A 12,787-nucleotide genomic window follows, 5' to 3' on the forward strand; every position below is an offset into this window, starting at 1 on the left:
CATACCTATCAAGCAGGTTTTCGTCCTGAAAAGGATGGACGTAAGACATTAAGTTTGTAATTTGCTAACCAAATAAACTGGCACATGCAAATAGTAAAAACTAATAAAGGGTTGATGGCCCGTATTTTAAACAACCGGGTTGTTCAACATCTGACTTACTGGGTAGTTTTTACTATCTTTTTTGCTTTTGCATGGGGAACATATGATAACAACTTTACCAAAACCATCTTGGTTGAATTAATCAATCTTCCTGCTAAAATTCTTTTGGTTTATACTGTATTGTACTTTCTGTTTCCTCGATATTTATATAAGGGAAAGATTTGGAAATTTATTATTTCGTTCCTTATAATCGTTTTTATTGCTTCGTTTATTCAGCGTATTACCGACTATTTCATCATTGTAGAGAATTTCTTCCCGATGTGGGAGAATGTGAGCATCCTCAGTATCTCACAATTGGTAAGAGCGGCAGTTAATTTTGGTGCTGTACTGGCAATTCCTATGACGGTGAAACTAATGGAATATCTTGCAAAAGTAAAGCAGAATGAGCAGTCACTTATCAACGATAAACTGGAAGCTGAACTTATATTTCTGAAGAACCAGGTTCATCCACATTTCCTTTTTAATACTTTAAACAGTCTTTACTCATTAATTCTGAAAAAATCAGATCAGTCGCTCGAAGTAGTTTTAAAACTATCCGGATTGTTACGTTATATGTTATACGAAACCAATGCTCCGGAAGTGAGTCTGGAAAAGGAACTGGAGAGCATTAAAAATTACCTGGAACTGGAGCAGATCAGATATGGAAAGAGGGTAGAACTAAGTTTTAATGCCTGGGGTGATTTCAATTCACATCGGATTGCTCCTATGTTATTACTTCCTTTTATTGAGAACAGTTTTAAACACAGCACCAAAGGCTTCTCGGGCATTGCGATGATTGCCATTGAGATAGGCGCAAAAGAGGATGAACTGATCCTGAAGGTTGAAAACAGCAAACCATCTGGCAATGAAAAAAGTTCGCTAGCCAGTGGTATTGGACTGCAAAATGTAAAGCGACGTTTGGATATTCTTTACCCCAATCAGCATCAGCTGAAGATAGAAGACGAAAAAGAATCGTTTTTGGTAATTCTGAAAATAAAACTGAAAAATTAAGCAGATGGATAAAATCAAGTGTTTAATTGTGGACGATGAGGAACTGGCTATTGATGTACTAAAAGAATACGTGAGCCGGATAGATTACCTTGAACTGACAGGATCGTGTCGAAATGCATTGGAGGCAATGACTTTTCTGAATGAGAATAAGGTTGATCTTATCTTTCTGGATATACAAATGCCAGGACTTACGGGTCTGCAATTGTTAAAGAACATAACCAACAGACCGGAGGTAATCATGACAACCGCCTATTCTGAATATGCATTAGAAGGCTTCGAGCTACAGGTTTTAGATTATCTGATAAAACCCATCCCTTTTGATCGCTTTATAAAAGCTATTAATCGCTTTCTTAAACTTCGCCAGCCCAATATGACTTTGACCGAAAAATCCCAGACTGACTCATATAACGATACATTTATCTTTGTAAAGTCTGACAAGATGATGATCAAAGTTTTGTTGCGTGAAATTACTTATGTAGAAAGTCTGAGAAACTATGTTGCCATTCACCTAACCAATGGCAAAATGGTTAAAACCATGAATACAATCAGTAATATAGAAGATAAACTGCCCGAGACACATTTCTTAAGGGTGCATCGATCTTTTATTATTGCCATTGATAAAATAGATAGTTTCATGTCGGGGAGCTTCAAAATAAACTCCGAAATAATCCCCATTGGCCGGCAGTATAAAGAATTGGTTAAACGTATCTTAGATCAAAACAGTATTGATTAAATCCGTTCCTGACTAAAGTAGTTTATCCTCTTTATAAGAATAAAGAATTGAAGAGACATCTATTCATATAACATAGATGCCTCAAACCAAATAGTTTAGCAATTGATTAAATATCTTTAATATCCTTTTTAAAGCGATCAGTCAATTCATGAATAAACCGATCAATCACCTTTTGCTCGTCAGGATTGATGCCATTACTTGAATGAGCAACCTCCTCCATCACATCAACCAGCATCTGATATTCAGGATCCGGACCATTCTCCTGGCAGATATTTAACACTTTCTGGTACAACTCTTCCACATCTGTCTGATGCAGGCGCTCGTAATCAAAAGACCATTCAATGTCCTTTCCTGAAGGGTGCTTTTTTAAGGCACTGTGTAACACCTCAAGTTCTTCGGGTTGAATAATACCATCAGCCATTGCCACAACATACAACATTTCGCCAAAAGCATCATAAAGGCGGGTTTTTACACTCATATTATTTGTTTATTAGTTTTTAAATATTGCAACTCCTTTTTCACCAAACGAATTAGCCCATCCACGGAACATGCCGGTAGAGTTCATCTCTAACACAAAATTACCGTTTTTATCAACAGCAATTACACCTCCATTTCCTGCTTCACTATTTAGTTTTCCATTTACTACTGTATGGGCAGCTTCAGAAAGACTCATACCTTTATATTCCATCAAGGCTGATATATCATGAGCAACTGTATAACGAATAAAGTACTCACCATGACCGGTTGCCGAAACAGCACAAGTTTTGTTATTGGCATAAGTTCCGGCACCGATGATCGGCACATCTCCCACTCGTCCATACCTTTTATTATTCATTCCGCCAGTTGATGTTGCTGCAGCCAGATTACCCTTTTTATCCATCACCACACAGCCAACAGTACCATTCTTTCCTGATTTCTGTAAAGCCTTTTGCAGGCTTTGCCATCTTTTCTCAGTATAAAAGTAACTACTATCAACCATCTCTATTCCGTTTTCAGCAGCAAACTTTGAAGCTCCTTTGCCAACCATCATCACATGAGGCGATTTATCCATAACCATTCTGGCAGCACTGACCGGATTTTTTATATCGCCAACACCCGCAATGGTTCCGGCATTCAAATCAATACCATCCATAATAGCTGCATCCAGTTCGTTACGTCCATCGTTTGTATATACAGCACCTTTACCTGCGTTAAACAGTGGATTGTCTTCCAGAACATTCACTACTTTCTCTACCACATCAACAGCTGAAGCTCCATTTTCAAGCATGCTAATACCCAACTCCAGTGCCACAGACAATCCTGCTTCATATTTTCTTGTTGTTTCTTCATCAAACAAATTCTTATCCAGATTTCCGGCTCCACCATGAATGGCGATCGTCCATTGAGGTTTCTGAGATTGAGTTTGGCACGAAACCATCAAAATAAGAATAAAAAGAAATACAGATAACTTTGACATATAATAAGAATTGTGTTTTTAAGCTTATCTCAAAAGTAGTAAATTACACCTGTATTGAAAGTAATATTGAAACCTGATTATTCCTTTCAAAACGAATATTAACCCATTCATTCAAAAATAATCCATAAAAATCAACCAACACAATTATTTTTACCACATAAACAAATAACCATGAGTATTATCCAGTTTCTTAATCTTATATTGATTGTTTTAGCTGCCTCATTTGGGTTAAGCTATTTCTGGAGTTTTTACACCCATAAGTTGTTTAAACCCTTTATCTGGTTAGATCATCAGAAGAAAGATTTACTCAGTAAGATTATGCTTAAAGAAGAAAAGGCTGATAAAGATAAAATACGTTTCTATAGTCATTGGCTACAGTTGAAACGTATCAAAGACAAGAATATTAAAGGTGATCTTGCAGAACTTGGAGTTTATAAGGGTGAAACAGCCAAACTGATTCATCATATGTTACCTGACCGCAAACTATATTTATTTGATAGTTTTAGTGGTCTTCCTAAGCAAGTCATTCGTGAAGATTGCGATGGAACTGTTCGCCCCCAAACGGTTAAGTTTGACAATACCACACCTACCGAAGTCATTAAACACATTGGAGGCAACGAAAACATTGAAATAAGAGAAGGCGTATTTCCTGAAACTACAAGTGGTTTGGAAAACAAACAATTTGCTTTTGTACATATTGATGCCGATTTATACCAATCGACTATTGATGCACTTACCTTTTTCTACCCACGTTTAATTCCTGAGGGATGTATTATTATTCATGATTATAACCACAACTGGGAAGGCGTAAAAAAAGCTGTTGATGAATTTGAAGCAACCATCCCTGAGTGTTTTATGCCAATTGCCGACATGTATGGTTCAACCGTACTAATCAAAAACAAATAAGACCACCCTATGACCAAACCAATTCTGTTTATATTACTTCTTGTTTTTCCAATTCTTTCAATAGCTCAAGAAAAAGACAGCTGCGTAACACGGCCCAAAATAGGATTGGTCCTTAGTGGTGGTGGAGCTAAAGGGCTGGCGCATATCGGTGTGATAAAAGTATTGGAAGAAGCAGGAATAAGACCCGATTACATTGCCGGAACCAGTATGGGTAGCATAATAGGAGGTTTGTATGCCAGTGGATACACTCCTGACGAAATGGATTCAATTGTTAGAAATATAGATTGGTCGGTTGTTTTGAGCGATATGGTTCCGCTAACGGATGTGGTACCCATAGAAAAAAACGACTACAATCGATTCCAGCTTGAATTTGACATCACTAAGGATGGATTAACCATGCCATCGGGAATGGTTAGGGGACAGCGTATCTCTGAACTTCTCTCACAACTTACATGGCATGTTTCTGACATTGAAAATTTTGATGATTTACCTATACCTTTCAGATGTGTTGCTGCCGATTTAATAAAAGGTAAAACCCATATTTTCGACAGTGGCGATTTAATGACAGCAATGCGGTCAAGCATGGCGATACCAAGTGTTTTCACACCTGTCATATTGGATTCAATGTACCTGGTTGATGGTGGCGTACTGGATAATTTCCCGGTTTCAACAGCAATTAAGATGGGTGCAGACATTATCATTGGTGTTAATGTAGGTAACGAAGATTATCCTACCTTGAAAGATTTAAACAGTATCACAAAAGTATTGCTTAATTCAGCCATGATTGGAAGTAATCAGGAAACATTGAAAGCAATAGATTTATGCAGTTTCATTGTAACACCACATTTGGACCCATACGGGGCATCTAGTTTTTTTGATGCCATTGATATTATCCAAAGAGGAGAAACAGCAGCCCGCTTACAATTTGACACCTTCAAACAATTAGCTGATTCACTTAACAAAATTGGACCAACTCCTCTACCAAAACAGATTCAAAAAGAAGAAAAAATACTGGTAAGTAAAATAAGCATCCTAAACCGAAAGGATATTTCAAAAAGCTATTTTTATAGCAATCTGGGATTCAGAACCGGTGATTCGATAACTGTTGAAGATATCAACAATGGCATGCGTCGTTTGATAGGCACACGATTTTATAGCAACATTAGTTATGAAATTAATAAAACGGATGGGGAATATCATCTAATCTTCAATACAACCGAAGCTCAACCTGCCAAAGCCAAATTCTCATTACGATATGATAACGAATTAAAAGCAGGCATAGTTGCCAATATCACTTTGCGAAATCTGGTATCCAAAAACAGTCGATTTAGTGTAACCGGTGATATCTCGGAAGATCCTCGTTTATCAGCTAATCTCATTACTTATTTAGGAGAAGGACAAAGAGTTGGTTACTTGACTGATTTTTATCTTGAACGAACTCCGCTTCCCCTTTATCGCGAAGACGCAAAAAAATACGGGACTTTTAACTATTTAACAATGAGGGCTTCAATCGGCACATCCTTTACACTCAAACGACGATCAATGCTTGAGTGTAAGTTGAACTGGAAGGAAGTAAAAGTAAGTGAGAGAAGTGGTATACCTGAGTTGTTCGATAATCAGATTGTACGTTTTGGGAATGGTTTTTTCAGAGCACAGGCAGTTTTGGATGTAAATACATTAAATAAACGTTTTTTTGCCACTCATGGAAAACATATTCGAATTGCCATTAATTCAAACCTAAAAAGTTATAAACTCTATAAAGGAATTGAAACTAGTCAGGCGCTTGTCGATCCATTTATTCAAGTTCCAAATGACTATTACTTATCAGGTATAGCAAGTTATAAAAAACACTTTCCGGTTTCCAATTCAATCCATATGTCAACAAGAATTGCAGGAGGAGGGTCCTTTAATAACGCCCCTTTCTTTGAGCATTTTTACATTGGAGGAACAATTTATAATCAGGGACTTGAAACAATTTCGTTTGCCGGATTAAATTATCGGGAAAAGATTGTTGAAAACTTCCTCATGGCACAAACCGAATTCAACTATAAAATTGGCCAAATCCTGTTTGGTCATGTCAGTATCAATGCTATTTATGCCACCGAGTATGGAAATAATCAATTTGATTCAAGTCAATACATGATGAATCCGGGTGAATTTATTCTAGGTGCCAATACAGGTGTGGCAATCAACAGTATAATAGGTCCTATTACTTTTGGTGTAGGAACTAATACTACCGACTTTAAACCAAGATTATATCTAAACATGGGATTCCCATTTCAATAATGAAAGATATTTCAGATTTGGAAAGCAAATAGTTTTTAAGAGGAATACCCAAAGTTCCATTTAAACTCTTTTGAGTTCAAACGGTAACGATGGGAAGGTGCAAAATACTTTAGATCGGTTGAGTTAAACCATATTTTTCAGCTATCTGAACCATGGTCAATGCTGAATTTGGTAATAAATCAGGTGGGCAGACTCCGTAAGCCGCTTTCGTAGCATATCGCTTACATAAAGAGTATTTTTCAACTCCTCCTTCACAATACTGAGTCTGATACGACTTTGTAGTCATCTTACGATATTTAAGTACTCCGTTGAAAATAGGGCATTTTTCAACATTTGGACAATTATTATTCATAAAAGGTATGGTTTGATCCTACTCGTATGGCTTTTCGGTTACGCCCCGTTTAATGGTTTCTGGACTCCATATGCGACTTAATTTACAGAATAAAGAAAGAAATATCCATTTAAACCCTAATTTAGAATCATTCAAATAACAGAATAAAAAAAGCCGCAGACTGATTTGTCTACGGCTCTTATATCTATTCTGATTCTTTTTTTTACTTCTTCAATGCTTCGGCTCCACCAACAATTTCAAGAATTTCAGTTGTAATAGCACCTTGTCGAGCCTTATTATATATTAACTGTAATTCCATTAGCATATCTGTGGCATTGTCAGTTGCCTTATGCATTGATGTCATTCTGGCTCCGTGTTCCGAGGCCAGAGATTCAAGTATAACTCGATAAAACATGGTTTGTAATGCTTCGGGAATTACCTTTTTTATGAAAGATATTTTATCAGGTTCAACAATATAGTCAACACTATTATAAACTCCACTGCCAGCTTCAGTCAATTGTAGTGGGAGAAATTGTTCAGATCTCACTTCCTGAACCGCTGCATTTTTAAACTCATTATATATCAAAACAACATCATCATATTTCTCATTTCTGAATGACTCCATTATTTCAACAGCAATTTCCTTAACCGCTTCGAATGTTGTATTTGTATAAAGTTCATTAAAATCTTTTACAACCGGATATCCATGAGACTTAAGAATCTTTTGGGCCTGCTTTCCAATTGCAAAAATATCCAGATTACCCTGTTTAAATTGATAATTGTACTTTGATTTAATAACCTTTTCTGTCTCTTTAATAACATTACTATTAAAGGCTCCACACAACCCTCGGTTTGATGAAACAACCACCAAAAGCACCTTGTTTGGATCACGTTTTGCTGACCATTCCAACTCAACACCATCATCAAGTGATTGACTCAGATCAAAAATAATACCTGCCAACCGATCCACATATGGACGGATATGCGAGATATCATCCTGCGCTTTTTTAAACTTGGCTGCCGATACCATCTTCATGGCACTGGTTACCTGCCTAGTTGTTTTAACAGAATTAATCCTGATTCGTATATCCTTTAAACTTGGCATATTGAGTTAATATTTAAATCCTATAAAGGTTACTATTCTTTAACAATTTGGGCTACAACATCTGCTGCAACTTCTTCTATCTTTTTTGTTATTTCATCACTGTACGCTCCAGCCTCTATTTCTTCAATCATCTTACTATGACGTACATCCAACGACTCAACAAATTCCTTTTCCCACAATTTCACTTTATCTGCCGGAACTTCTCTTAATAGCCCTTTGGTACCGCAATAAATAATGGCTACCTGATGACCAACTCTTGTTGGATTATATTGAGGTTGCTTCAATAGTTCAACATTTTTTCGTCCCTTATCCAACACCATCATAGTGGCCGGATCAAGATCAGAGCCGAATTTGGCAAATGCTTCCAGTTCGCGATATTGAGCCTGATCAAGCTTTAAAGTACCCGCTACCTTTTTCATTGGTTTAATCTGAGCACTACCTCCTACGCGTGAAACCGATATTCCTACGTTAATCGCTGGTCGAACACCTGAATTAAACAGGTCACTCTCAAGGAAAATCTGACCATCGGTAATTGAAATAACATTCGTTGGGATATATGCTGATACATCACCAGCCTGTGTTTCGATAATTGGAAGAGCAGTTAATGATCCACCTCCCTTAACAATAGGCTTTAGTGACTCAGGCAAGTCGTTCATTTTAGCTGCAATCTCATCTGATTCAATTATTTTAGCTGCACGCTCCAACAATCGACTATGTAAATAGAATACATCGCCCGGATAGGCTTCGCGCCCTGGAGGACGACGTAGTAACAAACTAACTTCGCGATAAGAAACAGCCTGTTTAGATAAATCATCATAAACAATCAATGCTGACCGACCAGTATCACGGAAGAATTCACCGATTGATGTTCCTGCGAAAGGAGCATAAAACTGCATAGCTGACGGATCGGCTGCGGGAGCAGAAACAACAACTGTATATTCCATTGCTCCATGTTTCTCAAGTGTATTTACTATCTGAGCAACAGTACTACCTTTTTGCCCAACAGCAACATATATACAATATACAGGTTCTCCTGCCTCGAAAAATGAACGTTGATTTATAATCGTATCAATCGCAATCGCAGTTTTTCCAGTCTGGCGGTCACCAATAATTAATTCACGCTGTCCACGACCTATAGGTGTCATAGCATCAACAGCTCTTAACCCTGTTTGTAATGGCTGCTTAACTGGTTGTCGGTAAATAACCTGTGGAGCCTTCCGTTCCAGAGGCATTTCGTAAGTATCACCACTAATTGGACCTTTACCATCAATGGGTTCTCCAATGGCATTGATAACACGTCCCAACATACCTTCTCCGGCGCGGATAGAAGCAATTCGACCGGTACGTTTCACCAAATCACCTTCTTTTACAGCCTGCGAAGAGCCAAATAATACTATACCCACATTATCTTGCTCCAGGTTAAGCACAACACCCATACATGAATCTAATTCAACCAGTTCGTTTGACTTAACGTTGGTTAAACCATAAACACGGGCAATTCCATCACCCACTTGTAAAACTGTGCCAACCTCTTCCAGGTCAGTTGCTGTCTGGAAGCCTGCAATCTGTTTTTTTAATAAATCCGATACTTCAGCCGGTTTTATCGTATCCATCTAAAATAAATTTAGTTAACGTTTAACTGAGTAATTGCTTCTTAATATTTTTCAACTTCGAACTCAGGCTGGCGTCTGCCATCTTACCATCAATGGTAAGTTTAAAACCTCCCAAAAGGGCCGGATCAACTTTTAAGATGAGCTCAATAGGTGAATTAAATTGTTTACGAAGGAATTGCATTAATCCGTCTACTTGCTGCTGATCTAATTCAATGGCAGAGTATAGTGTAACCGCTTTAATACCTTTTTCCTTTTTAAATAAACTTATGAATCCCCTAATGATATCTTCCAATAATACTTCACGATTATTGTTGATTAATAAATCAATAAAGCTCATTGTTGAGTTCTGAACCCTCTTTTCTAGAACAGAGTGCAAAGAATCTTTTTTTTGTTGTGGTTTAATAACCGGACTATTTAAAAGCTCAATGAATCCCTCAGCTTCATCGCAATAACTTTTCAGAAGAATAATATCATTATTCACCTGCTCAAGATTACCTTGCTCCGATGCCAGTTTAAACAGTGCACTTGCGTATCTATTGGCTATTAAACTCCTATTCATATTATTCTGCTCTCTGTTTAACCAAGTTCTAGTTAAAATTTACCTCTTGCAGATACCTTTCAATAATAGCTTTCTGCTTATCAGTCGATTCCAATTCCTGTTCCAATAGCTTTCCGGCTATGTTAACAGACAATTCGGCTACTTGCCTTTTCATTTCCTGGATGGCATCACTTTTTTCACGCTCAATTTGCTGACGGGCAGATACAATAATCTTATCTGCCTCTTCCTGAGCCTTGTTACGTGCATCATCCACGATGTTTTGCTTTAATTCCCTGGCTTCCTTTATTAAACTATCACGTTCATCTTTAGCTGCAATAAGAATTTTTTCCTTTTCAACATTTAAATCCTCAATCTCAGCCTTAGCTTTAGCTGCAGCTGCAAGAGAAAATTCAATTGTTTCTTCTCGAGTTCTTAAAGCATGTAATATTGGCTTCCAGGCAAATTTTCTAAGCAGAATAACCAATATACCGAACGTTATCGCCGTCCAAAAGACTAACCCGGGATCAGGTGTCAATAATCCCATAGCAGTCGATTTTTATCCTTTCATCAAGGCAACAACAATTGCAAATAAAGCTACTCCTTCAATAAGAGCTGCTGCAATAATCATAGCAGTTTGAATTTTAGAACTGATTTCAGGTTGACGTGCCATAGATTCCAGAGCACTTCCTGCTAGTCTACTAATACCATAACCGGCTCCGATAATTATCAGGCCTAATCCAATTGCTGTTAATGACATACCTTCCATATTTTAAATGAATATAAATGTATTAATGTTCTTCTTCATGTACGGCCATTCCAATGAATAGCGCCGAAAGTAATGTGAAAATGTATGCTTGCAAAGCTGCTACCAGAAGCTCTAACATAAACATCATTAACGACATTAAAATTGATACGGGTGCAATCGCAACCGATTTCATAACAAAAATGAGTGAAAATAAACTCAATATAATTATGTGCCCTGCGGTAATGTTCGCCATCAAACGAATCATTAAGGCAAATGGCTTTGTCAAAATTCCAATAAACTCAATTCCAGAAAGTAGGATTCTAATGGGTACCGGAACACCCGGCATCCAAAAAATATGACCCCAATAACTCTTCGTACCATTAATATTTGTAATCAAAAATGTGACTATCGCCAGAAACATTGTTACAGAAATATTTCCGGTAAGGTTACTCCCTCCTGGGAAAAAAGGAACTAAACCGATTAAATTATTAATCCATATGAAGAAAAAAACGGTTAAAAGATATGGCATATATCTTTCATATTTTTCTTTACCAATCTGTGCAATTCCTATATCATCCCGAACAAAAAGTATCAAAGGCTCTAAAAATGATTGAAGACCTTTGGGTGCCTTTGGTTCAGATCCATACCTTCGTGCAGCCCCAATAAATAGTAATAAAAGAAGAACAGCACTCAAAAACATCGATCCTACATTCTTTGTAATTGAAAAATCCCAGGGTTTTTCATTTAAAACGTTGTGATCTTCGTCATAGTGAATAGTTCCAGCTTCATCCGTCACATAAATCTTCTCATGGTATAATTTAAAATAATCGTCTCCCTTCTTAACAACCTTCTCTCCATGATGAAAGGCTGAAGACATGAAAATATTCAGATGACCATTATAAAATACTATAACAGGAAGCGGCATAGAAATATGAACTTCTTCACCATTGCTTTTTGTAAATGAAATCACATGCCATTCATGAGAATCAGCTATATGATGATCAATCATTACTAAGGGATCGAACACTTCTTCGCTTTCAGAAGCGTGTTCATCTGATGCATATGTAGTAGATAAGCTAAAAAAAATAGCTATCAGAAGTAAAATCTGTTTTATGTGTCGCATTAAACAGTTTTTGGGTTATTATTTCAATAATTTTACTTTGATGGCAAGGTCAGTTATCATCAATAAGAAATACGTCTTAAAGAACAAAAGTGTTTCCTTTTTGTTTTCTTCGTCCATCGGATTTATAAAAATAAATAGAAAGCCTAGGATAAATATAAATTTAAAAAACATTAAAACCAAAATGAAGATAACAAGCTGTTCCGGGTATTTTCTACGAAGAAAAATAAAAACAAAATAAAAAAGAAGATAAACTCCTCCGGTAAAAAATGAGGAAATTAATATCTTCTTTTTTTCAATCTGTACATGATTGTTTATAAGTAAACTTAACAATATACATAAAGCAACTGCTACAATATAAACAACTGTATACTTTACTATTTTATTAGCCGAGCTATTTTTTCGCATCCGTTTTTACAGAAACTGAAGCTGAAGAATTACCTCCCATATCGCAGGTACCCGTAAAAATTGCTCCCGGTTCAATAGATAACTTCCCTGTTTTTACATCTCCTGTTAGTTTACTGGAGGCTTTTAAGGATAATAATTCAGCTATTTCTATTTTACCGTCAAAGTTACCATAGATATCGCAGTTTGCACACTTAACGTCACCTTTAACAACTCCATTCTGTCCAATCAAAACTCTTCCTTTCGAAACTAAGTTTCCTTCTACAGTGCCATCAATTTTAATATCTCCATTGGTATCAATATCACCTTTTATTTTAGTACCTGATCCAATCTGATTTTGCAGCATACTATCTTGTTCTGGTATCTTAGCCATTTTTTTACTTCTAATAATTAAACGTTA

Annotated in this window: 14 protein-coding genes; 4 read left to right on the plus strand and 10 right to left on the minus strand. The window is 36.7% G+C overall.

The genetic code is table 11. The features are described 5' to 3' along the window. Positions 1-84: 84 nt before the first annotated feature. Positions 85-1,149 (plus strand): sensor histidine kinase, encoded by a 1,065-nt coding sequence (locus tag ACRD62_RS03875; RefSeq protein WP_430818807.1) that lies wholly within the window; start codon positions 85-87, stop codon positions 1,147-1,149. A 4-nt stretch (positions 1,150-1,153) separates the two neighbouring features. Then, positions 1,154-1,882, plus strand: a complete 729-nt coding sequence (locus tag ACRD62_RS03880) for a LytR/AlgR family response regulator transcription factor (RefSeq protein ID WP_430818808.1) — start codon at positions 1,154-1,156, stop codon at positions 1,880-1,882. Between the two features lie 106 nt (positions 1,883-1,988). On the opposite strand, the gene ACRD62_RS03885 is transcribed toward ACRD62_RS03880, so the two are convergent. Beyond that, the gene (locus ACRD62_RS03885; protein WP_430818809.1) at positions 1,989-2,360 is read right to left on the minus strand and encodes a tellurite resistance TerB family protein; all 372 of its coding nucleotides are present in this window, start codon (positions 2,358-2,360) and stop codon (positions 1,989-1,991) included. A 12-nt stretch (positions 2,361-2,372) separates the two neighbouring features. Then, complete coding sequence (locus ACRD62_RS03890) at positions 2,373-3,338, minus strand: isoaspartyl peptidase/L-asparaginase family protein (protein ID WP_430818810.1); 966 nt, start codon at positions 3,336-3,338, stop codon at positions 2,373-2,375. 171 nt (positions 3,339-3,509) lie between these two features. Between ACRD62_RS03890 and ACRD62_RS03895 the strand changes: the two genes are divergently transcribed. Both ACRD62_RS03895 and ACRD62_RS03900 read left to right on the plus strand, forming a co-directional pair. After that, positions 3,510-4,244 (plus strand): TylF/MycF/NovP-related O-methyltransferase, encoded by a 735-nt coding sequence (locus tag ACRD62_RS03895; protein ID WP_430818811.1) that lies wholly within the window; start codon positions 3,510-3,512, stop codon positions 4,242-4,244. Positions 4,245-4,253: 9 nt separating this feature from the next. Beyond that, on the plus strand, positions 4,254-6,530 hold the full coding sequence (locus ACRD62_RS03900; RefSeq protein ID WP_430818812.1) for a patatin-like phospholipase family protein: 2,277 nt from the start codon (positions 4,254-4,256) through the stop codon (positions 6,528-6,530). 109 nt (positions 6,531-6,639) lie between these two features. Here ACRD62_RS03900 and ACRD62_RS03905 read toward each other — a convergent pair whose 3' ends face one another. The 8 genes from ACRD62_RS03905 to ACRD62_RS03940 form a co-directional block, all read right to left on the minus strand. Continuing rightward, entirely contained in the window at positions 6,640-6,882 is a 243-nt protein-coding gene (locus ACRD62_RS03905) for a hypothetical protein (protein WP_430818813.1), read from the minus strand. 202 nt (positions 6,883-7,084) lie between these two features. Next, positions 7,085-7,966, minus strand: coding sequence for an ATP synthase F1 subunit gamma (atpG, locus tag ACRD62_RS03910; protein ID WP_430818814.1), 882 nt, complete (start codon positions 7,964-7,966; stop codon positions 7,085-7,087). A 32-nt stretch (positions 7,967-7,998) separates the two neighbouring features. Further along, on the minus strand, positions 7,999-9,579 hold the full coding sequence (atpA, locus tag ACRD62_RS03915; RefSeq protein WP_430818815.1) for a F0F1 ATP synthase subunit alpha: 1,581 nt from the start codon (positions 9,577-9,579) through the stop codon (positions 7,999-8,001). 22 nt (positions 9,580-9,601) lie between these two features. Beyond that, positions 9,602-10,138, minus strand: a complete 537-nt coding sequence (gene atpH / locus ACRD62_RS03920; RefSeq protein WP_430818816.1) for an ATP synthase F1 subunit delta — start codon at positions 10,136-10,138, stop codon at positions 9,602-9,604. Between the two features lie 28 nt (positions 10,139-10,166). Then, complete coding sequence (gene atpF, locus ACRD62_RS03925) at positions 10,167-10,661, minus strand: F0F1 ATP synthase subunit B (RefSeq protein WP_430818817.1); 495 nt, start codon at positions 10,659-10,661, stop codon at positions 10,167-10,169. A gap of 12 nt (positions 10,662-10,673) precedes the next feature. After that, positions 10,674-10,874 carry an ATP synthase F0 subunit C gene (gene atpE, locus ACRD62_RS03930; RefSeq protein ID WP_430818818.1) on the minus strand — a complete coding sequence of 67 codons (201 nt, stop codon included), beginning with the start codon at positions 10,872-10,874 and terminating at the stop codon, positions 10,674-10,676. 31 nt (positions 10,875-10,905) lie between these two features. Continuing rightward, positions 10,906-11,985, minus strand: coding sequence for a F0F1 ATP synthase subunit A (gene atpB, locus ACRD62_RS03935; protein WP_430818819.1), 1,080 nt, complete (start codon positions 11,983-11,985; stop codon positions 10,906-10,908). A gap of 391 nt (positions 11,986-12,376) precedes the next feature. Beyond that, positions 12,377-12,760, minus strand: a complete 384-nt coding sequence (locus ACRD62_RS03940) for a bactofilin family protein (RefSeq protein ID WP_430818820.1) — start codon at positions 12,758-12,760, stop codon at positions 12,377-12,379. Positions 12,761-12,787 lie beyond the last annotated feature (27 nt).

The organism is Carboxylicivirga caseinilyticus, from assembly GCF_050589785.1.
In the GTDB taxonomy this organism is placed as follows: domain Bacteria; phylum Bacteroidota; class Bacteroidia; order Bacteroidales; family Marinilabiliaceae; genus Carboxylicivirga; species Carboxylicivirga caseinilyticus.

Bases quoted from the DNA above. Each gene is read 5' to 3' on its own strand.
- ACRD62_RS03875 (WP_430818807.1), top strand. From the start codon at position 85: ATGCAAATAGTAAAAACTAATAAAGGGTTGATGGCCCGTATTTTAAAC.
- ACRD62_RS03880 (WP_430818808.1), top strand. From the start codon at position 1,154: ATGGATAAAATCAAGTGTTTAATTGTGGACGATGAGGAACTGGCTATT.
- ACRD62_RS03885 (WP_430818809.1), bottom strand. From the start codon at position 2,360: ATGAGTGTAAAAACCCGCCTTTATGATGCTTTTGGCGAAATGTTGTAT.
- ACRD62_RS03890 (WP_430818810.1), bottom strand. From the start codon at position 3,338: ATGTCAAAGTTATCTGTATTTCTTTTTATTCTTATTTTGATGGTTTCG.
- ACRD62_RS03895 (WP_430818811.1), top strand. From the start codon at position 3,510: ATGAGTATTATCCAGTTTCTTAATCTTATATTGATTGTTTTAGCTGCC.
- ACRD62_RS03900 (WP_430818812.1), top strand. From the start codon at position 4,254: ATGACCAAACCAATTCTGTTTATATTACTTCTTGTTTTTCCAATTCTT.
- ACRD62_RS03905 (WP_430818813.1), bottom strand. From the start codon at position 6,882: ATGAATAATAATTGTCCAAATGTTGAAAAATGCCCTATTTTCAACGGA.
- atpG (WP_430818814.1), bottom strand. From the start codon at position 7,966: ATGCCAAGTTTAAAGGATATACGAATCAGGATTAATTCTGTTAAAACA.
- atpA (WP_430818815.1), bottom strand. From the start codon at position 9,579: ATGGATACGATAAAACCGGCTGAAGTATCGGATTTATTAAAAAAACAG.
- atpH (WP_430818816.1), bottom strand. From the start codon at position 10,138: ATGAATAGGAGTTTAATAGCCAATAGATACGCAAGTGCACTGTTTAAA.
- atpF (WP_430818817.1), bottom strand. From the start codon at position 10,661: ATGGGATTATTGACACCTGATCCCGGGTTAGTCTTTTGGACGGCGATA.
- atpE (WP_430818818.1), bottom strand. From the start codon at position 10,874: ATGTCATTAACAGCAATTGGATTAGGCCTGATAATTATCGGAGCCGGT.
- atpB (WP_430818819.1), bottom strand. From the start codon at position 11,985: ATGCGACACATAAAACAGATTTTACTTCTGATAGCTATTTTTTTTAGC.
- ACRD62_RS03940 (WP_430818820.1), bottom strand. From the start codon at position 12,760: ATGGCTAAGATACCAGAACAAGATAGTATGCTGCAAAATCAGATTGGA.